We start from the raw sequence: 20,487 nt of genomic DNA on the forward strand, positions 1-20,487 counted from the left end.
TTGACACTCGGGAGGAGCCCATGCGCATCGTACTTGTCCATCCAAACTACCATTCCGGGGGCGCCGAGATCGCCGGCAACTGGCCGCCGGCGTGGGTGGCCTATCTCGCCGGTCCGTTGCGGAAAGCGGGGTTCGACGACATCCACTTTATCGACGCCATGACCAACGACCTCAGCGAAGAGGCCGTGCGCGATCGTCTGGCCGAACTTCGCCCGGACATCGTCGGGGTGACGGCGATCACGCCGTCAATCTACACCGCTGAAAGGCTGCTCGAGATCGCCAGGGAAGCCTGCCCGCAGGCGCTGCGCGTACTCGGCGGCGTGCATGCGACCTTCATGTACAAGCAGGTGCTTTCCGAGGCGCCGTGGGTGGATGTCATCGTGCGTGGCGAGGGCGAGGAAATCTTCCTTGAACTGGTGCGCGCCGTCGCCGATGGCACGTTCCGCGAGAAGCGCGCGCAGATCAGGGGCCTCGCCTACATCGTCGATGACGGGCAGATCGTGGCCACGCCGGCAGCACCGACCGTGAAGGATTTCGACGCGGTGACGCCCGACTGGTCGCTGCTCGAATGGTCGAAGTACATCTACGTGCCGCTCGGCGTGCGCGTCGCCATTCCCAACATGGCGCGCGGTTGCCCGTTCACCTGCTCGTTCTGCTCGCAGTGGAAATTCTGGCGCGATTACCGCATCCGGGATCCGAAGAAGGTGGTCGACGAGATCGAGCAACTGGTCAACGAGCACCAGGTCGGCTTCTTCATCCTCGCCGACGAGGAACCGACAATCAACCGCAAGAAGTTCGTGGCCTTCTGCGAGGAACTGATTGCGCGCGGCCTGCCCGAGAAGGTGAAATGGGGCATCAACACCCGCGTTACCGACATCATCCGCGACGAGAAGCTGCTGCCCCTCTACCGCAAGGCAGGCCTCGTGCACGTCTCGCTGGGCACCGAAGCGGCCGCGCAGTTGAAGCTCGACCTGTTCAACAAGGAAACCAGGGTCGCTGACAACAAGCGCGCGATCCGGCTGCTGCGCGAGGCGGACATCTTCACCGAGGCGCAATTCATCGTCGGGCTGGAGAACGAGACCGCCGAAACGCTGGAAGAGACCTATCGCATGGCGCGCGACTGGGATCCCGATCTCGCCAACTGGGCGATGTACACGCCCTGGCCGTTCTCGCCGCTGTTCCAGGAACTGGGCGACAAGGTGGAGGTGTTCGATTTCTCCAAGTACAATTTCGTCACGCCGATCATGAAGCCGGAAGCGATGGAACGTGGCGAACTGCTCGACCGGGTCATGAACAACTACCGGCGTTTCTACATGATCAAGGCGCTGTTTCACTATCCGTGGCGTGGGACAGGCTTCAGGCGCAAATATCTGCTCGGTTGCCTCAAGGCGTTTCTCAAGGCCGGATTCGAACGCAAGTTCTACGATCTTGGCAAGCACAACTACTGGGGGCCGCAGTCCAGGAAGAAGGTCGATTTCGGCTTCGACACGAGCCGCACCATCGCGCAGGCGCAGATGGATGACTGGCAGGCGGCGTCCGACCGGGCCAGCCAGCTTCGTGCCCGCAAGGCCGGCGAGACGGCGCTGGCCTGCGGCGGCGGACCGGCCGGCGAATACGAGGAACCGGTTCGCGAAACGGCGGCGCCGTGAGCCACCCGTCCGCCGGTGCCATCGGACCGAACGCCCTGATCCAGACAGCGGCGGCGCTTGAGGCCCATGGCGGACGCGGACTTGCCGAGAGGGTGTTGGGGATGGCGGGCCTGCCGGATGTCCTCGATGCCCCGCCCGCGCGCATGGTCGATGAAAAACAGGTGGCACGGCTGAACCGGGCCGTCTTCGAGGCCTTGCCGGAGCCCGAGGCGCTGTTCGTGTTGTCCGACGCGGGAAGGCGCACCGGGCGCTACGTGCTGGAAAACCGGATTCCGGCAGCCGCGCGGCGCATCCTGCCAGGCTTGCCAAGGCGCGTCTCCTCCGCCGTGCTTCTCCTGGCGATCCGCCGGAACGGCTGGACCTTTGCCGGATCGGGACGCGTGAGCGTTCAATGCCGGCGGCCGGAAATCGTCATTGCCGCAAACCCGATACCGTTGCCGGGCTGCGTCTGGCATGTCGGCGCCTTCGCTTTCCTGCTGGGGTCTCTCGTAACGCCCGATGCGCGGGTCACCCACATGCGGCAAGTGCATGGCGGCCTGTCAATCGACCGTTTCGCCATCGATCTGTAGCGGGTCGGACTTCTCAGGCGTTCATCCGCCAGACGGTCAGATTGAGCATCGCCGCGGTCGCGACCCAGACCGCATACGGCACGAACAAGAGGGCCGCGAGACCGGAAACGGGAGCGGCCACGGCGATGTACGCAACGATGCAGCCCAGCAGCGCGACGACATCCACGAAGGCCAGGTCCATCCGGCGCATGCCGAAGAACAGCGCCGACCAGAGGGCGTTGAGAACCAGTTGAAGGCCCCACAGGCCCATGGCGGCACCCCAGCCCGCTTCGCGCCAGACCAGCCAGCCGGAGATGGTTATCATCACGTAAAGAATGGACCATACCACCGGAAACGCCCAGTCGGGCGGTGTCCATGACGGCTTTTCCAGGTCATCGTACCAAGCGCCCGGCCTGAAAATCGCGCCGCTGAGCGCCGCAGTGAACACCATTGCGACTAAGACAATAAACGAAATCATTTGAGGATTCCCTGCCGGAGAACGTTCAGTTGTCCTGCCGTGACGAGCTAGAGTTGGCCTTGTGCGGCGCCATGTCCTTCACTGGGCATACTAGGTTCAATCGGACAGCGGGAGCAACAGGGCGGATGCCCTGTTCCTGAAGGGCCCCGCCGTCCTGGGTTCGGCCCGGTCGACCAGCCCCGGCTTCCGCTCGCCGTTCATCCACGGGACATCGCCGCCGCCGTCATCGACGGGCGCTTGCGCGTGAGCGTGTCAGTCAACTGATTTGTCAGGAAGTGGTTGGCTGGGGAACCTGGATTCGAACCAGGACTAACGGAGTCAGAGTCCGCGGGTCTACCGTTAACCTATTCCCCAAAGCCGTTTCCGGAGGCGGAGCATGTGCCCTCGGTCCGGATGGGCGTCGTTTTACCCATGGCAGACAAATAGTCAACCCTTCGCCGCGATCAAGACCGGCAAATCCATCGCCCGTGTCCGGATGGCCGTCAGGATTTCGCTTTGTGAACCGGCGAAGGGCTGTTATCCTGTTTTCAACAAGTAGCTCATGCGCCTGCTGCATCGCTCTGGAAGGGTTGTATTGCGCGGCGCGACAAGGAAAAAGCCCGTGAAAGACCCCGAAGACGGCCGACCTCCGGCCAATGACGGGGCGTCCGGGGAGCGTGGCGGCAACGAAAACCGCTCCGATTTCCCGTGTGACGGCAAGAAACGCCGTCGCAGGCCGCGCAAGCGAAAAACCGCCGCGCAACGAACCGACGCCCGGAATCCCGCCGCGCCCTCAGCGGAAGCGGAACAACCCAAGCGCAAGCGAAAACGCCGGCGCGGACGGCGCAAGCCGTTCGTGCGCGATGGCGAGGCTCGTGGGGGCACGACGGCGGACACGGCGGTTCCCGCGCGTGTTCCGTTATCCGAACCCCCGGTCCCGGAGACGCCGCAACGCCGGCCAGCAGGTCATCACCATGCCGCCACCGCGGCGCGGTCGGCCAATGGCCAGCGCCATGCCCATGGCGTGCCCGCGACGCTTCGCCCCAATCCTTCCGACGCGCCCATCTACGCCGCGCTGGATCTCGGCACGAACAATTGCCGCCTGCTGATGGCGACACCGACGCGGCCCGGACAGTTCCGCGTCGTGGATGCCTTTTCGCGCATCGTGCGGCTTGGCGAGGGCCTTACGGCAACCGGACGCCTGTCCGACGCGGCAATGGATCGCGCCATCGAGGCGTTGCAGGTCTGCGCCGCCAAGCTGAAGGCAAGACGGGTGCGCCGGGCGCGCCTGATCGCCACGGAGGCCTGCCGCTCGGCCGCCAACGGGGCGGAGTTCATCGAGCGCGTACGCCGCGAGACAGGCCTCAAGCTGGAAATCGTCAACCGGGAAACGGAAGCCCGGCTGGCCGTTTCCGGCTGCGGCACGCTGGTGGAGCGCAACACGCCGGGCGCGGTGCTGTTCGATATCGGCGGCGGCTCGTCGGAAATCGCGCTGATCGACATTCCCGGCCGGCGCTCGCCCCACCTGGCGCATCACATCGTGTCCTGGACCTCGCTACCGGTCGGCGTCGTGTCGCTCGCCGAGCGTTTCGGCGGACGCGACGTGACGCGCGATATCTTCGAGGCGATGGTGGCCGACGTTTCGGTCATGATCGCCGATTTCGAGGGCCGTGACCGTCTCGCGCACCTGTCCGGCGACACGCGTTTCCACCTGCTCGGCACGTCCGGCACGGTGACGACGCTGGCCGGCGTCTTTCTTGAACTGGAACGCTATGACCGCCGCCGCATCGACGGCATCTGGCTCAATTCCGGCGACGTGACCGCCATGACGGAGCGCCTGCTGGGCTGGGATTTCGACGCGCGCATGGCCAATCCCTGCATCGGGGCCGACCGCGCCGATCTGGTGCTGGCGGGCTGCGCCATCCTCGAAGCCATCCGCCGCGCGTGGCCATCGGAGCGCCTGCGCGTGGCCGATCGCGGCCTGCGCGAAGGCATCCTGACGGAACTGATGGCGCGCGACGGCGTCTGGCGGCGGCGCAACCGCCCGCACCCGGGAGGCAATTGAACCCCATGGCCAAGACGACCAAGGGCAGCGGCAACCAGCCGCGCATGCTCAAGACCAGGGTGAAGAAGAAGCGCGGCCTGAAAAATTCCTCGCGGCGGTGGATCGAGCGGCAGCTGAACGACCCCTATGTGCACAAGGCGCGGCAGGAGGGCTACCGCTCGCGGGCGGCCTTCAAGCTGCTGGAGATCGACGAGCGCTATCACCTGCTCAAGCCCGGCCAGAAGGTCATCGATCTCGGCGCCGCGCCGGGCGGATGGTGCCAGGTGGCCGGTGCCATCGTGGGGTCCGACGAAGAAAAGCCCAGCGTCGTGGGTATCGACTACCTGGAGATGGACCCGGTGCCGGGCGCCATCATCCTGCAAAAGGATTTCCTGGACGACGACGCCCCTGCCCTGCTGATGGAAACCCTGGGCGGAGCGCCCGATCTCGTCATCTCCGACATGGCCGCGCCGACCACCGGCCATCGCAAGACCGATCATATCCGCACGCAGCATCTGTGCGAGGTGGCGGCCGATTTCGCCATCCGTGTCCTCAAGCCGGGCGGGCATTTCCTCGCCAAGACCTTCCAGGGCGGCACGGAGAACCAGCTTCTCGACATGCTGAAGAAGAATTTCCGCTCCGTCCACCACGTCAAGCCGGCGGCAAGCCGTGCCGAAAGCGTGGAGCTCTACCTGCTGGCGCGCGACTTCAGGGGCCGGAGCGCGGAAGAGACCGGCGGCACGGACGAGACCGGCGCCTGACCACCTGCGACATGGCGGCGGTGGCCGCTCATCTCGGCACCGGTTTCGCCCGGCAGGCCGAGAAACGGCAGGATGGCGCTGGCGGCGACCAGTCCCACCAGCACGAAGGCGGTGGCGAAGGCGGTGGAATCGAAGCCGTTGCCGGTGATCGTCCCGGTTCCCTCGAGGATGAGGCCAGCCAGCGCCACGCCAAGGGCGATGGCCACCTGCTGGTTCACCGCCGAAATGGCTGTCGCCTGCGCGGCCTGCTCCGGTTTCAGCCCGGAGAAGGTCAGCGCGGAGGCCGAGGTGAAGAAAAGCGAGCGCGCCAGGCCGCCGGCCAGCAGCACACCGACCAGGACCAGCCAGGGTGTCTGGCCGGTGAAGAGCGCGCTGGCGGCGATGATCGCGGCCGACAAGAGGATGGCGAGCACGATGGTGGTGCGAAAGCCGACCGCGCGCAGGATGGGCGCGGCGGCGAATTTCATGATGAGCGCCCCGCCGGCCCCGGCGAAGGTGACCATGCCGGACTGGAAGGCGGTCATCCCGAAGGACAACTGGAACAGCAGCGGCAGCAGGAAGGGCGTGGCGCCGGAGCCGATGCGAAACAGCAACAGCCCCGTGATCGTGGCGCGGAAGGCCGGCTCGCGGAACAGGGTCAGGTCGAGCAGTGGCGCGGGCGTGCGCCGGGCGTGGCGCATGTAGAGCGCCGCGGACACGATACCGGCCACGAGCGCGGCCATGCCCACCACCGGCGGCAAGGCGGGCAGGGAAATCACCGACAGGCCGAAGACGACACCAGAAGCCGCCACGCCCGCCAGGACAAAACCGCGCCAGTCGATGCGGCCGGTTTCGGTCCGCTCGGTCTCCGGCAGGTATCGGCCGGCAAGGACGATGCCGAGCAGGCCGATCGGCAGGTTAATCAGGAAGATCCAGTGCCACGAAAACCAGGTGGTGATGAAGCCGCCCAGCGGCGGCCCGGCAAACGGGCCGAACAGGGCGGGGATGGTCAGCCATGCCATGGCGTTGACGAGGTCTTCCTTGCGCGTGGCGCGCACCAGGATGAGCCGGGCGATCGGCGTCATCATGGCGCCGCCCATGCCCTGCAGGAAGCGCGCCGCGACGAAGGCGCCCAGAGAATTGGCCACCGCGCAGGCCAGCGATCCCAGCATGAAGACGGCAATGGCAATGCGGAAGACGCGCCGCGCGCCGAAACGGTCGGCCATGAAGGCGCTTACCGGGATGAAGATGGCGAGCGAGACGAGATAGGCCGTCAGCGCCAGTTTCAATGCCACGGGGCTGGTGCCGAGATCGGCGGCGATCACCGGCAGGGCGGTGGCGATGACCGTGGAATCCATGTTCTCCATGAACAGCGCGACCGCCAGGATCATGGGCAGGATTCGGTTCACGGGAAGGCATTCCTTTCAGTGCGCCGTCAGGGCGCGTATGGTCAGGCCGCGCGCGGGGCCAGATGGGCGGCGAGCCAGTCTTCCAGCCGTGCGGCTTGCGCGGGCAATTCGTTGTGCGCCGATCCCGTCATGGCCCGCCAGCCGTCAAGATAGGCCTCGCGCACCACGGTCAGGACCGGAATGCCAAGCTCGCAGGCCTTTTCGAACACGGCCCGGAAGCCGCGTCCCTCCGCCTCGTCCTTGCCGAAACGGTTGACGATGACGAGGTCCGGCCGGTTGTCCATGGCGGCGAGAAGCGGGCCGACAGCCCCGGCCAGCGCGGCGGAATCGAGGCGGCATCCCTGAGCCCCGCCGCCCAGCTCCTGCGAGATGCCCAAGGCTGCGCCGCCGCCGACATCGACCAGCAGCATGGCGCCGTTTCCGTCCGATGCCTGGACATGGCCGACGACCGCCAGACCGCGTCCGGCCAATTGCCGGGCCAGGCCTGTCAGGAGGCCATCCGCATCGGCGCCCCTGGGCGCCACGATGGCCGCGACGGGCAAACCGGTCCCGTCCGTCTCCTGATCGGCCTCCTGCGCGTCCATCGTCAGAAAAAGGCCTGGATGCCCGTCTGGGCGCGGCCGAGGATCAGCGCGTGAACGTCATGCGTACCCTCGTAGGTATTCACGGTCTCAAGGTTGGCGGCATGACGCATGACCTTGTAGCCGACCTGGATGCCGTTGCCGCCATGCATGTCGCGGGCAAGCCTGGCGATATCCAGCGCCTTGCCGCAATTGTTGCGCTTGATGATCGAGATCATCTCCGGCGCGGCGACAGCCTCGTCCATCAGCCGTCCAACGCGCAAAGCGGCCTGAAGCCCGAGCGCGATTTCGGTCTGCATGTCGGCGAGCTTCTTCTGGAAAAGCTGGGTGCCGGCCAGCGGCTTGCCGAACTGCTTGCGGTCAAGGCCATATTGCCGGGCCTGCAGCCAGCAATCCTCCGCGGCGCCCATCACGCCCCAGGCAATGCCGTAGCGGGCACGGTTGAGGCAGCCGAAGGGGCCCTTGAGACCCTCGACATGCGGCAGCAGCGCCTCCTCGCCAACCTCGACATTGTCAAGCACGATCTCGCCCGTTACCGAGGCGCGCAACGACAGCTTGCCCTCGATCTTCGGAGCGGACAGGCCCTTCATGCCCTTTTCCAGCACGAAGCCCCTGATCTTGCCGCCATGGGCCTCGGATTTCGCCCAGACCACGAAGACATCGGCGATGGGACTGTTGGAAATCCACATCTTGGAACCGTTGAGCACATAGCCGCCGTCGGTCTTTGCCGCGCGCGTCTTCATGCCGCCCGGATCGGAGCCGGCGTCCGGTTCGGTCAGGCCGAAACAGCCGATCCATTCGCCATTGGCCAGCTTCGGCAGGTAGCGCTTGCGCTGCTCCTCCGAGCCGTAGGCATAGATGGGATACATGACGAGCGAGGATTGCACGCTCATCATCGAACGGAAGCCGCTGTCGATGCGCTCGACCTCGCGGGCGACGAGGCCGTAGGTGACATAGCCCGCACCGATGCCACCATAGGCTTCGGGCAGGGTGACGCCCAGCAGGCCGGCCGCGCCCATTTCGGCAAAGATGGCCGGATCGGCCTTTTCGTTGAGGTAGAAGTCCTCCACACGGCGCGCCAGACGATCCTGGGCGAAGTCGAAGGCCGACTGCCGGATCATCCGCTCCTCCTCGTCAAGCTGGCTGTCCAGCAGGAAGGGGTCCTCCCAGGAGAACGCACCCAGATCGGGCTTGTCCTTCGGTTTCAGGGCGGGTTTCGCGGTGGCGGGCTTCAACGCGGCATCGGTCATGGCACTTCCGTTCCAGTCGGTTCAGTTCACAGGGCGCAGAAAGGATCATGGCGGGACCCAAAGCGCAAGGGCCTAGCGGGTCATCCCTGGAGGCATACCAGCAATGTATCCTTCGTACGCGAACAGGCAAGATGGGCCAGGCGGCGCGCCAGCGCCGCGCGGGCATCGGCAGCCGGCGCCTGATCCCGGTCGAGCAGCCCCTGGTGAAAGCCGGTGACGGCGACGGCGTCGAAATCCAGCCCCTTGGCGTCATTGGCGCCGAGGACGGCCACATGGCCCTTGCGCGGTTCCCGAACCGGGTCGATGCCGGCCAGCGTGACAGCCTCGCGGGCGCAGGTCCGCCCTTCCGGCGTCAGCCAGAGGATCGCGGAAGCGTGACCCTCCAGTCCGTCGCGGGCAGCGGCAAAGGAGACCAGGCTGCCCGGTATCGCCTCGCCGGCGGCAAAGACCAGCGGCCCCTCGCGGCCCTGCCAGGTCCGCGATGATCGTCCGGCGATCAGGTCGGCGCAAAAGGACCGAACGGGACCGGAAATGCGGCATGCGCCATCCAGCCGCGCCAGGCGTCCGCCAAGGTCGATACCGGCCTCCTCCATTCCGAGCCAGGGCCGCATGGTCCGCATGCTTTCCTCCGCGGCCAGCAGCAGGCCGTCCGGCCCGGACGGCGCGATGGCGGCGAAGAAGCTCGCCTCGATGAAGGAAAGGTCCTGCGCCTCATCGACAAGCACATGGTCGAAGGGCTTGTCTTCCTTGCCGTCGTAATAGTCAGCCATGCGGGCAAACAGGTCGCCGTTCGACATCTGCATGCGTGCATCGAGACCATTGCGCACCCTGGACAGATAGGGCCAGAGCGATGCGCGCTCGGGTGTCGTCAGCGGCGGCATGCCGTCGGGATTGGGCGCGCCGAGGTAATCCGCCTCGTCGGCGATCATCCATGCATCGACCACCTGGTCCCATTCGGCCATCATGCGGTCCAGGTCGAAGGCATGTCCGCCATCGAGCAGCGCCGAGGCCGCCTGGTCGCGAACCAGGCCGGGCGGCGCCATGACCGGTACGCGGCCGCCGACATAGCCGTGCAGTTCCTCGGCCAGTTCCAGCCATGAACCGATCGTCATGCGCGAGGCGAAACCGGCGCGGCCTGCCGAAAGCAATGCGAATTCGGCTTCCAGCCTGCGCGCATGGAGCGGCGTCATGGTCGCCAGCGCGACCCGGGCGCCGGCGTCGGCATCCAGAAGGCGCAAGGCCCGGCGGAGCAGCGTCTCCGACTTGCCCGAACCCGCCGGACCTGTCAGCAAGGCGGGGCCTTCGAACCGCGCAGCCACAACCGTGTCCTGCTCCTGGCAAATACTGCCCGGCACCATTGCATCATCGTCAGTCATAAGGACGCCTTCCCCTGCATCGCTACTTAATTAGTGCTTCATGCTATTCGGGTAAACGGCCCGGCCTTACTTTGCGGCAATCAAGGGGAGGCCATTTCGGCTCCAATCCGGTGCCAGCCCTTCAATCATTCAAGAAAAAAGAATTATATTGCACGAATTGGCCTCTCTTCACGAGCCGGACAATCGCATTTATCGGTGAAGTTCGTCTTTTTTTGGCTGCTCACGGGGTGGATCGCGGTCGATCAATGTATTATTTTTCATGAAACGGCGACGGAGAATTTCCATGGACTGGCAACCAGATCATCCGGTGACGCTCGATGTCGCCGGCGCGCAACTGAACGGGCGCTGCTGGGGCCCTTCCCCCGATCTTGCGCCAACCATTGTCCTGCTGCACGAAGGTCTGGGCTCGGTGGAACTGTGGCGTGACTTCCCCGGGAAGCTCCAGGCGGCCACGGGTTTCGGCGTCTTTGCCTATGACCGCCGCGGCTATGGCCGGTCCTCCTCCTACCCGGCACCATGGAGCATAGACTACATGCGCGACGAGGCGGTGGACGTGCTCCCGCATGTGCTGGATGCAATCGGCTTCCGGCGCGGCGTGCTGCTCGGCCATTCGGACGGCGGTTCCATCGCAACGCTCTACCTCGGCAATGTGCAGGACCACCGCGTGCGAGGCTTGATCCTGATCGCACCGCATTTCTTCACCGAGGATTTCGGACTGGCCGCGATCAGCCAGGCTCGCGAAGCCTACGACACGGGCAATCTGCGGGAAAAGCTGGCGCGCTACCACGACCATGTGGACGACGCCTTCAACGGCTGGAACCGCGGCTGGCTGACGCCGGAATTCCGGGAATGGAACATCGAATACGCCATCGACGAGGTGCGCGTGCCGGTGCTCGGCATCCAGGGCCGCGACGACCAATATGGCACGATGGCGCATATGGAAGCGCTGGAGGAGCGCACCTACAGCCCCTGCGAGATCCTGGCCGTGCCCGATTGCGGCCATGCGCCCCACGCGGAGAAGCCCGGCACGGTGCTGCCCGTCATCGCCGAATTCCTGCAACGGCTTGAGCGGCTCGAACAGGAACCCTCGACATTCCAGGTGCTTCAGGCTTCAAACGAGCAGTGACCCGAGCACATAGAGGGCCATGAAGATGACGATCAGCGAACCGATCGTATAGAAGGTGGCCCTGACCTCGTGGGACTGGCTGGTCGCATAGGCCACGAAATGCGCCAGGCGTGCCAGCACGAAGCCATAGATGAGGATCCGGGCCAGCCACAGGGCCGGGTCCGTCATCACGAAGAGCAGGCCCGCGATCCAGAATGCGGGGATGTTCTCCAGGTCATTGCGATGCATGCGCCGCGAGCGGTCGACATAGTCGTTCAGCGCCAATTGTTCCGGCGACGGCGCGCGGTTGAGCGGTCCTGGCCGCAGGTCTTCCGGGCTGACGAGGCCGGCATTGCTTTTCATCATGCGGAAGACGGTCATCCACCCCTGGCCCATGACCTTGAGAGCGGTTAGCGCCGCGGCGATGGCGTAGGTGGCGAATACGGGATTGTCCATCACAAGCAGGGTCATTGGCGTTCCCCTCACCCGGTGTTGCACGGATGGCAGAGCCGCAAGGCAGCTTGCTTGCCAGCGGTAATTTTCCTATCTTACCATTGGTAAGTTGTCAATGGACGGGCCGATGCGCGCAACAGGAACCCGCGAAACGATTCTCGTCACCGCCAGAACGCTGCTTGGCAAGGAGGGGCAGAAGGCCGTGTCCTTCGACGCCATCGCCAGGCGGATGGGTGTCAGCAAGCAGGCGGTGCTCTACTGGTTTCCCTCCAAGCCCGACCTGCTGGCCGCCATGTTCCTGCCCTGGCTGGAATCGGAAGCAGAAACGGCGGAACGTGCGCTCGCCGGCGCCACAACGCGCGCGGACGCCGTTGCGGCCTTCGTGCGCGCCATCGCCGCCTTTCACTTTTCGGACCTTGACCGCTTCCGCATGATGTACCTGGCGCTGCAAACGGCGGGAAGCCGCAGGCACCGGCGCCCGAACGACACGCTCGCACGCCAGGTTCACCCGGTCACCGACCGGCTCTACAGCGCGCTGGAAGCGAAACTGGGCGAGGGAAGAGGCGGTGCCCGGGCCGAGGCGGCGGCCATTCATGCCGCCGTTCTGGGCATGGTGATGATGATTGCGCTGGGCGATTCGCTCGACGATCCGCTCAAGCATTCAAACGACACCCTGGTGGATTCGTTGATCGCGGCATTGACCGCCACGGGGTACCCGGCGGATGGCCGGTGACGGCATTTGCCCGGACAACCCCGTCGCTCCACGAAAAAACCCGCCGGGATCGCTCCCGGCGGGTTCCTTCATTTCAGCGGTCAGGCCGGATCAGTTCGCGGCCATCTGCTTGGGAAGCTTGAACGCCCAGACGGTGCCACCCTGGTTGAAGTGGCTGACGACCTTGGCCACCTCGCCGCCCCAGAGCGGAACAGCGCCGCCCCAGCCGGTGACGATGGAGACCCACTGCTCGCCATCCTGCTCCCAGGTGACCGGGGAGCCGACAATGCCGGTGCCGGTGTTGAACTTCCACAGCACTTCGCCGGTCTCGTCGTCAAAGGCCATGAGATAGCCTTCCGGCGTGCCGGTGAAGACCAGGCCGCCGGCCGTCGTCAGGACACCGCCCCACAGGGGCGCCTTGTTCTTGTATTCCCACTTGACCTCGCCGGTGGCCGGATCGATGGCCTTGAGCGAGCCGATGTGGTCATCGAAGATCGGCTTGATGGTGAAGCCGGCGCCCAGATAGGCAGCGCCCTTCTTGTAGGTGACAGGCTCGTTCCAGATGTCCATGCCCCACTCGTTGGACGGGATGTAGAACATCGACGTCTTCTGCGAGTAAGCCATCGGCATCCAGTTCTTGCCGCCAAGGAAGGACGGAACGGCGAAGATCGACTTGCCCTTCTTGCCGTCGGCGGCTTCGGCCGGATTGCCCGGACGGTTCTCCGGATCGTAGATCGGCCGGCCGTTCTCGTCGATGCCCTTGGCCCAGGTGATGTTCTTCACGAAGGGCACGGCGGAGATGAACTTGCCGTTGGTTCGGTCGAGAACATAGAAGAAGCCGTTGCGGTCGGCGGTGGCGCCGGCCTTCACGGTCTGGCCGTCCTTCTCCATGTCGAAGGAAACGAACTCGTTGACGCCGTCGAAATCCCAGCCGTCATGCGGCGTGGTCTGGAAGCCCCACTTGATCTCACCCGTTTCCGGGTCGAGCGCGATGCGCGAAGAGGTCCACTTGTTGTCGCCCGGACGCAGGTGCGAGTTCCAGGGCGCCGGGTTGCCGGTGCCGAAATAGATCAGCTTCGTTTCTGGATCGTAGGTGCCGCCCAGCCAGGTGGCGCCGCCGCCATTCTTCCACATGTCGCCCGGCCAGGATTCGTTCTTCGTGCCGGTCATGGTGGATTCCTGGCCGTTCAACGTGCCCATGTGGCCCTCGATCACCGGACGCGACCAGACCAGTTCGCCGGTTTCCGGGTTGCGGGCCTGCACCTCGCCCACGACGCCGAACTCGCCGCCGGAATTGCCGGTGACGATCAGCGGACCGTGTGCCTCGGAGGGGACGATGAGCGGGGCGGCGGTGGCAGAGTAGCCGGCCTCGTAGTCGCCGATCTCCTTGCGCCAGAGCGGCTTGCCGGTCTTGGCGTCGAGGGCGACGATCTTGGCGTCGAGCGTGACGAAGTAGACCTTGTCGCCCAGGATCGCGGCGCCGCGGTTGATCACGTCGCAGCAGGGCAGGATGCCTTCCGGCAGGCGGGCGTCATACTGCCAGATCTCCTCGCCGGTCCGGGCGTCGACCGCCCAGATGCGGCTGTAGGACCCGGTGACATACATGATGCCGTCCTTGACGAGCGGCTGGCTTTCCTGGCCGCGCTGCTTTTCGCCGCCGAAGGAGAAGGCCCATGCAGGCGTCAGGTTCTTCACATTGTCCTTGTTCATCGTGGCAAGCGGGCTGTAGCGCTGTCCGCGCGGCCCGAGCCCGTAGGACACGATGTCTGCCGGCGTCCCCTGGTCCTGCACGATATCGTCAATGGTCACGCCTTCCGCGCGCGCGCCGGAAAGCGCGGTGGCGGATAGCAGGGCGACGCCCGCAGTTGCGAGCAGCATGGATCTGAATTTCATTGGAATCCTCCCGTTTGCCTGGCCGAGCCAAGGCATCAACCTGGTGCCTTCCGCTCCCTTGGAAGGCCCGTGAAGAATAGTCGAGCCAAGCCGGGACTGCTTATTGCCAAAAAGTACACACCTGCCCGCCCAAGGCCGGAGAAAACGCGTAATCGAAGCGATTTTTCCTTTTTTTTCAATTTCTTGCGGCGGCATCAAGAGACAGGAAGCACTTGCCTCCTACTTTCGGTCAACCGCGATTTCGGGCAGGATTTCGTCTTCGAGGCGCTGCCAGAGATGGACCACGGAGCGCTGGTACTCGTCCCTTGCAACGCCAAGGGCCGCGAAACGGGCCGGCAACGGCAGGGCCATGGCCTCGTTCTGCGTCAGGCCGCGCGCCATGGCGTCGCGCAACGTCCCGTCCAGCCAGTCGAGCCAGTCGCGCGTCTGGATGAAGCAGCGCCCGGCCGGGTCGGCCGGTCCGTGGCCGGGAACGACGGTGGCGATATCGGCGGCCTGCAGCGTGTTGAGCGCTTCGCGCCAGCGCGCCAGGTCGGCATGGGGCGTGGTCGGGGCACGGTTCAGGAAGGCGAGATCGCCGGAAAACAGCAGACCCGTCTCATCGTCGCGCAGGGCAAAATCGGCGCTGGTATGGCCCGACAGGCGGAAGAAGCTGAAATTCCGCCCGCCGACATCCTCGCCGTCCGTATCGATGGCCAGACCGGGCGACACCGGCGCGGTGCCGCGCATCCAGTCGCCGACAAGGCGGTACATGTTGTCGGCAAAGCCGCCGCCCTCAGCCTCGATATTGTCGATGACCTTTTGCGGCGCGGCGATGACAGCGCGCTCGAAGGCCTGGTTGCCGAGGAAGTGATCGGGATGGTGATGCGTGTTGTAGACGCGCAGGACGGATTTTCCCGGCAGCGTATGTTCGATGAGGCCTTTCAACTGCTCGCCGTAGCGTTTCGACGGCCCGGTATCGACGACCACGACACCGTCCGGCACGGCGATGAAGGCCGTGTTGACGATGTTGCCTCCATTGGCAAAGGTTAAGTGCTCACGCGCGCCGAAGACGCCGAACGTTCCGGGCGCGATCTCCTCGGCCTTCAAGCCGTAATCGAGCGTGGCGGCGCTTGCACCGCCACAGACCATGCAGGCGCATCCGGCAAGGCCGAGGCCCAGCGCCTGTCGGCGGTTGTAATTCAGTCGCGGGCGGTCTGGCGCGCGGTTCAATTGGCCACCTCCGCGGCCTTCACCGGCAAGCTGTAGGCGAAAATATTGGCCTCGCTGTCGCGCGCCTGGATATCAAGCTGGCGCGTCCCGGCATCGATGCGCGGCTTGAGGGTGAAGGTCGGATTTTCCGAGACCGGTTCATGGATGTCGATGGAGGCGAGCGTGCGGCCGTCCGTTCCCGTCACGACGAGACCGGAAAGATAGAAGGCCGGTATGCCGTCGGCGAGGCCCGTATCCATGGGATGACGCATGCGCACCGTCATGCGCGCCACGTCCGCGCCTTCGCGCCAGACCCTTGCGCGGGTTTCGCCAAGCGTCGCCATCCAGTTGGCCTGTCCATGCGCCATGGCCGGTGCGGTGCAGCCGCCGCCCGCGGCATCGATGTTGGCGCCGCCGACATGCCAGACGCCATCGGCTGTACGCGCGGCCGCGCGGATGGCGGTCGCCTGTTCGACCTTCAGACGGAACGCGATGAAAGCCTCGGCATCGGCCGGGCGATAGGTCAGCACCTGCGGGATGGGATTGAGATCGGCGAGGACGACGATTTCCGTCACGCCCGGCAGGCCGGTGGCATCGACCGTCACCGGCACGAAGAACTGGTCTTCCGCGGAAGCCGGGACCAAGACGCGCACCCGCTGGTCGAAGACGATGTCGCCCGCGGGCATGAAGCGTTCGGCCATGTCTTCCCACATGACCGATTTCAGCGGATCGGGTGGCAGGTCGCGCGCCGCCGCCATTCCCGGCACCGCCAGCATCGCCGTGACCGCCAGGGTCTGCATGGTTTTCCGCACATTGCCCATGTCCGCTCCTCCGCTTGATATCCCTGCCTGCCCCGCATCCCCCGTGCGGATTGGCGCATTTCCAATCCTATTCCAGTTCCGGCGGCTTGTAGGTCACCCCGTAACGCCGGCAGATTTCGTCCATGTGGCCATCCTGCTGGAGCGCGGCGACGATATCGCCCACCGCGTAGCCAAGATCGCGGCTGTCGTGCTTCACGGCCATGCCGACCGGCCATTTGGCGCGCACGATCCCCGGCATGGGCGGCTGGGCAATGGCCGTGGCGATCCTGCCCTGCGCCAGATGTGCCAGATATTCGCATTGCGCCAGCGACCCCATATAGGCCGGCACTTCGCCTGACAGGAAAGTCACAAAGGCGTCATCGAGCGTGCGCCCGCGCCGGATCGACTGGTGCAACTGGCCCCGGAAGGCATTGGACAGGAAGAAGTCGGAGGCCGAATCCAGTTCCACGCCGATCGGCTTCGTGACGAACCGGCCGAAGGTCGTGACCTCGGGAATGCGCGCGGTGTCGAAGACGACCGCGTGTTCCTCGCCGAAATAGGGATTGAAGAGGATGGCAAGCGATTCCGAGCGGATCTCCAGTTCGCGGTCATAGGGCACGTGCAGCATGATGTCGGCGGCCTTGCGGCCGACGATATCGCCCTTCCAGACGTTGACGCGCAGGTCGTCATCCACGTTCTCGTCGGCCTGGCGGACCAGCAATTCCAGTTCGACGCCAAGTCCCTTCGCGATCTCGCGCGCGAAATCGACATCGATGCCAACCATCTCGCCGCCCCTCTCGAAGGACCAGGGCGGGTTGTCGGCATAGACGAAAATGGTGACGCGCCCGGTCTTGAGCACATCGTCATGGGGCCGGGCCATGACGGAGCGTGCCGGAGCCACGGCCAGCATGGCGCCCAGCGAGGACAGGAGGATGGAGCGGCGGTTCATCCGGATCATTTCGCCGCCCCGCGCGAGGCATGCGGGCCTTTTCCCATTGTCAGTCGTCCTGCGGCCGCGTCTCTATGTACGAACGGATGGCCCACATGGCTTCCTGGCTCAGGACTTCCTGGAAAGGCGGCATCTTGTAGGCGCCGTTCTGGCTGTAGCCCTTGCGGATTCGCTCCATGAACCACTCGTCGCCGAAAGCGCCTTCGTCGAGGAAACGGATGTCGGGGGCAATGCCGCCGGATATTGCCTCAAGGCCGTGGCATCGGGCGCAGTTCTGGTTGTAGCCGGATGCGCCGATCTCGATCGCCCGTTCATATTGCTCACCCCCCATTTCGCGATAGGGGTTCACCTCAAGCCATTCCTCGCCCACCGGATCCAGCCCGGTCGTGTCGACAGCCTGCGGCTGGACGTCGCCATGACCATGCACCACGCCGGCGGGGACGGCGGCCAGAAGCGCTGCAAGTGCGTAGCGCATGATGGATTGGGTCTTCATGTCTTCTCCTCCCGCCGGATCCGTTCAGGTCCGGCTTGTCCGTGTCGGGACAGATGTATCAATCGCCACTGCCGCCCAACATTGTCCTTTGGTGCAGAAACGGGCATGCGCGGTTTGTACTTTTTGGCAATTGGTTTCGCGTTCACCTCCGGTAGCTTCTCTAAACCTGATCGCAACGAACAAGATTGAACCGTCAGGCAGGCCGGGAGGAGACAGATGGCCAGATCTTGCACCGCGCTCGCGCTTGGCGCGGCAGGACTTCTTGCATCGTCCGCCGCCGCCTTTTCCCAGCAGGACCGGCTTGCCGTCGACATCGTCTATATCCAGCAGCAGCCGGAGCGCGCACCCGTGCTCTCAAACCTGGTGGAATGGCCCGAGGACGAAGGGCTGCAGGGCGCGCGGCTGGGCATTGCCGACAACAACACGACGGGCAAGTTCCTGAAACAGGACTACAAGCTGAGCGAGGTCATCGTGGAGCCTGGCGGGGACACGGTCGCCGCCGCGCGCGCCGCCCTCGATGGCGGGGCGAAACTCGCCGTGCTCAACGTGCCCGGCGACGCCTTGAAGACCATCGCCGCCCTGCCGGAGGCCGCCGACGACCTGATCTTCAATGCCGGCAGCCCGGATGACGACCTGCGTTCGGCCGCCTGCGCCGCCAACATGCTGCACACGCTGCCCTCGCGCGCCATGCTGGCCGACGGGCTGATGCAGTTCCTGGCGAAGCGGCAGTGGCGCTCGCTGTTCCTGATCGAGGGCAACCGGCCGGGCGACGCGGCCTTCGCGCAAGCGTTGCGCCGCTCGGCGAAGAAGTTCGGGCTTTCCATCGACCACGAGAAGCAATGGCTGGACGATGCCGACATGCGCCGCAACGCGGCCCAGGAAGTGCCGGTGTTCACGCAGGCCCGTTCCTATGAAGCGGTCATCGTGGCCGACGAGGACCACGATTTCGGGCAATACGTGATGTACAACACCTGGCTGCCGCGCCCGGTGGCCGGATCGTCGGGCATCCAGCCCGTGGCCTGGGACCGGGTGGTCGAGCAATGGGGCGCAGCGCAGCTTCAGTCGCGCTTCGAGGAGCAGGCGGGACGCGGCATGATGAGCGTCGACTATGCCGCCTGGGCCGGCGTGCGCTCCATCGGCGAGGCGGTGACGCGGACGAAGTCGGCCGATGTCGAGACCGTCCGTGACTATGTGCTGTCGGCGGACTTCTCGCTGGGCGGCTTCAAGGGCGCCAAGATGACCTATCGTGGCTGGAACGGCCAGTTGCGCCAGCCCATACCGCTCGTCCACCCGCAGGCGGTCGTCGCGCTGGCGCCGATCGAGGGTTTCCTGCACCAGCGCACAGAACTCGACACGCTTGGCCTCGACGAGCCCGAGAGCGAATGCAACGCCTTCACGGAGTAGGTTCCATGTTTCGCATGCTTGCCGGGGCCGCGGCCCTTCTTTGCCTGACCTCCAGCACGGCACTGGCCCACTGGGTCTATGTCAGCAACGAAAAGGACGACACGGTGTCGGTCATCGACACCGAGACCAACGAGGTCGTCAAGACGTTCCAGGTCGGCCAGCGGCCGCGCGGCATCACCCTGTCCAGGGACTTCACCAAGCTGTTCATCTGCGCCTCGGACGACGACGCAGTGCAGGTATGGGATGTGGCGACCAACACGCTCCTGCACAACCTGCCCTCGGGTGCGGACCCGGAGCAGTTTGCCCTGCATCCGGACAACAAGCACCTCTACATTGCCAACGAGGACGACGCGATCGCAACGGTTGTGGATGTCGAAACCCGCACCGTGGTTGCGCAGATCGACGTGGGCGTGGAGCCGGAGGGCATGGCTGTCAGCCACAATGGCAAATGGGCCATCGTGACGTCCGAAACGACGAACATGGCGCACTGGATCGACACCGAGACGCAGCAACTGGTGGAGAACACGCTGGTCGACCAGCGCCCGCGCGACGCGGAATTCTCGCTCGACGACAGCGAATTGTGGGTCTCCTCGGAGATCGGCGGCACCGTTTCGGTCATCGACACGGAAAGCAAGCAGATCAAGCACAAGATCGAGTTCGCCATTTCCGGCATTTCCAGCGACCGCATCCAGCCGGTGGGCATGGAACTGACCGAAGACGGCAAGTATGCCTTCATCGCGCTGGGACCGGCCAACCATATCGCGGTGGTGGACCGGACGAAGAATTACGAGGTGATCGACTACATCCTCGTCGGCCGGCGCGTCTGGCACACCGCACTGACGCCGGAGGAGGACAAGCTCTACACCACCAACGGCGTCTCCGGTGACGTGACCGTCATCGATGTCGCCAGCCTCAAGGCGGAAAAGACCATCAAGGTCGGGCGTTTCCCGTGGGGCGCGGCCGTTCTGCCGAAGGACAAGATCCCTCAGTAAACGCTCATCCATCGATCCCAGGGAGGGGAACCCATGAAACGCACCATCATTCTCGCCTGCGCTGCCGCATTCCTGGCCGGTCCGGCCCTGGCCCAGTCCGGCCTTGTCGGCAAGGCGGAGGAACTGCCCGGCATCACGCTTTCCTCCGGCATGCCGCTGGCGGAAAAGCCGCTGGAGATCGAGGCCGGCAAGTACTACGAAATCATTATCACCTCGGACGGTTCGGCCGAAATGGCGATCAGCGGTCCGGCCTTCTTCCGTAATTGCTGGATCGACGAGATCGTCATCAACGATATCGAGGTGCGGCCGATGGGCGGCATCGATTCCATCGAATTCGACGACGAGGGCGAAGCGGAAATCAGCTTCATCTGCATCAAGCCGGGCCAGTTCGAGTTGCGTGCGCCGGGCACCGAGCCGCTGGCGATCACCGTGAAGGGGTGA

Annotated in this window: 20 protein-coding genes and 1 tRNA gene; 9 read left to right on the top strand and 12 right to left on the bottom strand. The window is 65.1% G+C overall.

Annotation, left to right across the window (positions count from 1 at the left end):
- The first annotated feature begins 20 nt into the window (after positions 1-20).
- A complete protein-coding gene (bchE, locus tag ACLB6G_RS19005) occupies positions 21-1,649 on the top strand; it encodes a magnesium-protoporphyrin IX monomethyl ester anaerobic oxidative cyclase (protein WP_410357805.1) in 1,629 nt (542 codons plus the stop codon).
- Positions 1,646-2,218 (top strand): bacteriochlorophyll 4-vinyl reductase, encoded by a 573-nt coding sequence (gene bchJ, locus ACLB6G_RS19010; RefSeq protein ID WP_410357806.1) that lies wholly within the window; start codon positions 1,646-1,648, stop codon positions 2,216-2,218. The genes bchE and bchJ overlap by 4 nt, the downstream gene beginning before the upstream one ends.
- A gap of 13 nt (positions 2,219-2,231) precedes the next feature.
- Here the strand turns inward: bchJ and ACLB6G_RS19015 are convergent, their stop codons facing one another.
- On the bottom strand, positions 2,232-2,675 hold the full coding sequence (locus ACLB6G_RS19015; protein WP_410357807.1) for a TspO/MBR family protein: 444 nt from the start codon (positions 2,673-2,675) through the stop codon (positions 2,232-2,234).
- A 280-nt stretch (positions 2,676-2,955) separates the two neighbouring features.
- Positions 2,956-3,029, bottom strand: a tRNA-Gln gene (locus tag ACLB6G_RS19020).
- Positions 3,030-3,276: 247 nt separating this feature from the next.
- On the opposite strand from ACLB6G_RS19020, the gene ACLB6G_RS19025 reads away from it, so the two are divergent.
- Positions 3,277-4,719: a Ppx/GppA phosphatase family protein gene (locus ACLB6G_RS19025; RefSeq protein ID WP_458543559.1), complete on the top strand. Its 1,443-nt coding sequence runs from the start codon at positions 3,277-3,279 to the stop codon at positions 4,717-4,719.
- A gap of 5 nt (positions 4,720-4,724) precedes the next feature.
- Positions 4,725-5,459, top strand: a complete 735-nt coding sequence (locus tag ACLB6G_RS19030) for an RlmE family RNA methyltransferase (protein WP_410357809.1) — start codon at positions 4,725-4,727, stop codon at positions 5,457-5,459.
- Here the strand turns inward: ACLB6G_RS19030 and ACLB6G_RS19035 are convergent.
- The 4 genes from ACLB6G_RS19035 to ACLB6G_RS19050 all read right to left on the bottom strand — a co-directional run bounded on the left by ACLB6G_RS19035 (position 5,387) and on the right by ACLB6G_RS19050 (position 10,054).
- Entirely contained in the window at positions 5,387-6,847 is a 1,461-nt protein-coding gene (locus ACLB6G_RS19035; RefSeq protein ID WP_410357810.1) for an MFS transporter, read from the bottom strand. The two genes, ACLB6G_RS19030 and ACLB6G_RS19035, sit on opposite strands and share 73 nt — an antisense overlap.
- 41 nt (positions 6,848-6,888) lie before the next feature.
- Positions 6,889-7,431, bottom strand: coding sequence for a DUF2478 domain-containing protein (locus ACLB6G_RS19040; RefSeq protein WP_410357811.1), 543 nt, complete (start codon positions 7,429-7,431; stop codon positions 6,889-6,891).
- A 2-nt stretch (positions 7,432-7,433) separates the two neighbouring features.
- A complete protein-coding gene (locus ACLB6G_RS19045; RefSeq protein ID WP_458543560.1) occupies positions 7,434-8,678 on the bottom strand; it encodes an acyl-CoA dehydrogenase in 1,245 nt (414 codons plus the stop codon).
- An 80-nt stretch (positions 8,679-8,758) separates the two neighbouring features.
- Positions 8,759-10,054, bottom strand: coding sequence for an AAA family ATPase (locus ACLB6G_RS19050; RefSeq protein ID WP_410357812.1), 1,296 nt, complete (start codon positions 10,052-10,054; stop codon positions 8,759-8,761).
- Between the two features lie 283 nt (positions 10,055-10,337).
- Between ACLB6G_RS19050 and ACLB6G_RS19055 the strand changes: the two genes are divergently transcribed.
- A complete protein-coding gene (locus tag ACLB6G_RS19055) occupies positions 10,338-11,180 on the top strand; it encodes an alpha/beta fold hydrolase (protein ID WP_410357813.1) in 843 nt (280 codons plus the stop codon).
- Here the strand turns inward: ACLB6G_RS19055 and ACLB6G_RS19060 are convergent.
- Positions 11,166-11,630, bottom strand: coding sequence for an MAPEG family protein (locus tag ACLB6G_RS19060; RefSeq protein ID WP_410357814.1), 465 nt, complete (start codon positions 11,628-11,630; stop codon positions 11,166-11,168). The two genes, ACLB6G_RS19055 and ACLB6G_RS19060, sit on opposite strands and share 15 nt — an antisense overlap.
- Positions 11,631-11,739: 109 nt before the next feature.
- Here ACLB6G_RS19060 and ACLB6G_RS19065 point away from each other — a divergent pair, with 109 nt between their 5' ends.
- Positions 11,740-12,345: a TetR/AcrR family transcriptional regulator gene (locus ACLB6G_RS19065; RefSeq protein WP_410357815.1), complete on the top strand. Its 606-nt coding sequence runs from the start codon at positions 11,740-11,742 to the stop codon at positions 12,343-12,345.
- 90 nt (positions 12,346-12,435) lie between these two features.
- Here the strand turns inward: ACLB6G_RS19065 and ACLB6G_RS19070 are convergent, their stop codons facing one another.
- The 5 genes from ACLB6G_RS19070 to pedF all read right to left on the bottom strand — a co-directional run bounded on the left by ACLB6G_RS19070 (position 12,436) and on the right by pedF (position 17,650).
- Positions 12,436-14,217, bottom strand: coding sequence for a PQQ-dependent methanol/ethanol family dehydrogenase (locus ACLB6G_RS19070; protein ID WP_410357816.1), 1,782 nt, complete (start codon positions 14,215-14,217; stop codon positions 12,436-12,438).
- Positions 14,218-14,436: 219 nt separating this feature from the next.
- Positions 14,437-15,429 carry a quinoprotein relay system zinc metallohydrolase 1 gene (locus ACLB6G_RS19075; RefSeq protein ID WP_410357817.1) on the bottom strand — a complete coding sequence of 331 codons (993 nt, stop codon included), beginning with the start codon at positions 15,427-15,429 and terminating at the stop codon, positions 14,437-14,439.
- Positions 15,426-16,229: a quinoprotein dehydrogenase-associated SoxYZ-like carrier gene (locus ACLB6G_RS19080; RefSeq protein ID WP_410357818.1), complete on the bottom strand. Its 804-nt coding sequence runs from the start codon at positions 16,227-16,229 to the stop codon at positions 15,426-15,428. The genes ACLB6G_RS19075 and ACLB6G_RS19080 overlap by 4 nt, the downstream gene beginning before the upstream one ends.
- Before the next feature lie 67 nt (positions 16,230-16,296).
- Positions 16,297-17,166: a substrate-binding periplasmic protein gene (locus tag ACLB6G_RS19085; RefSeq protein ID WP_410357819.1), complete on the bottom strand. Its 870-nt coding sequence runs from the start codon at positions 17,164-17,166 to the stop codon at positions 16,297-16,299.
- Between the two features lie 40 nt (positions 17,167-17,206).
- Positions 17,207-17,650, bottom strand: a complete 444-nt coding sequence (pedF, locus tag ACLB6G_RS19090; protein ID WP_410357820.1) for a cytochrome c-550 PedF — start codon at positions 17,648-17,650, stop codon at positions 17,207-17,209.
- Positions 17,651-17,866: 216 nt separating this feature from the next.
- Between pedF and ACLB6G_RS19095 the strand changes: the two genes are divergently transcribed.
- The 3 genes from ACLB6G_RS19095 to ACLB6G_RS19105 are packed head-to-tail and all read left to right on the top strand — an operon-like array spanning position 17,867 to position 20,487.
- Entirely contained in the window at positions 17,867-19,054 is a 1,188-nt protein-coding gene (locus tag ACLB6G_RS19095; protein WP_410357821.1) for an ABC transporter substrate-binding protein, read from the top strand.
- Between the two features lie 5 nt (positions 19,055-19,059).
- Positions 19,060-20,046 carry a YVTN family beta-propeller repeat protein gene (locus ACLB6G_RS19100; protein WP_410357822.1) on the top strand — a complete coding sequence of 329 codons (987 nt, stop codon included), beginning with the start codon at positions 19,060-19,062 and terminating at the stop codon, positions 20,044-20,046.
- 33 nt (positions 20,047-20,079) lie between these two features.
- Positions 20,080-20,487 (top strand): cupredoxin domain-containing protein, encoded by a 408-nt coding sequence (locus ACLB6G_RS19105; protein WP_410357823.1) that lies wholly within the window; start codon positions 20,080-20,082, stop codon positions 20,485-20,487.

Source organism: Zhengella sedimenti, assembly GCF_046506625.1.
GTDB classification, from domain to species: Bacteria; Pseudomonadota; Alphaproteobacteria; order Rhizobiales; family Rhizobiaceae; genus Zhengella; species Zhengella sedimenti.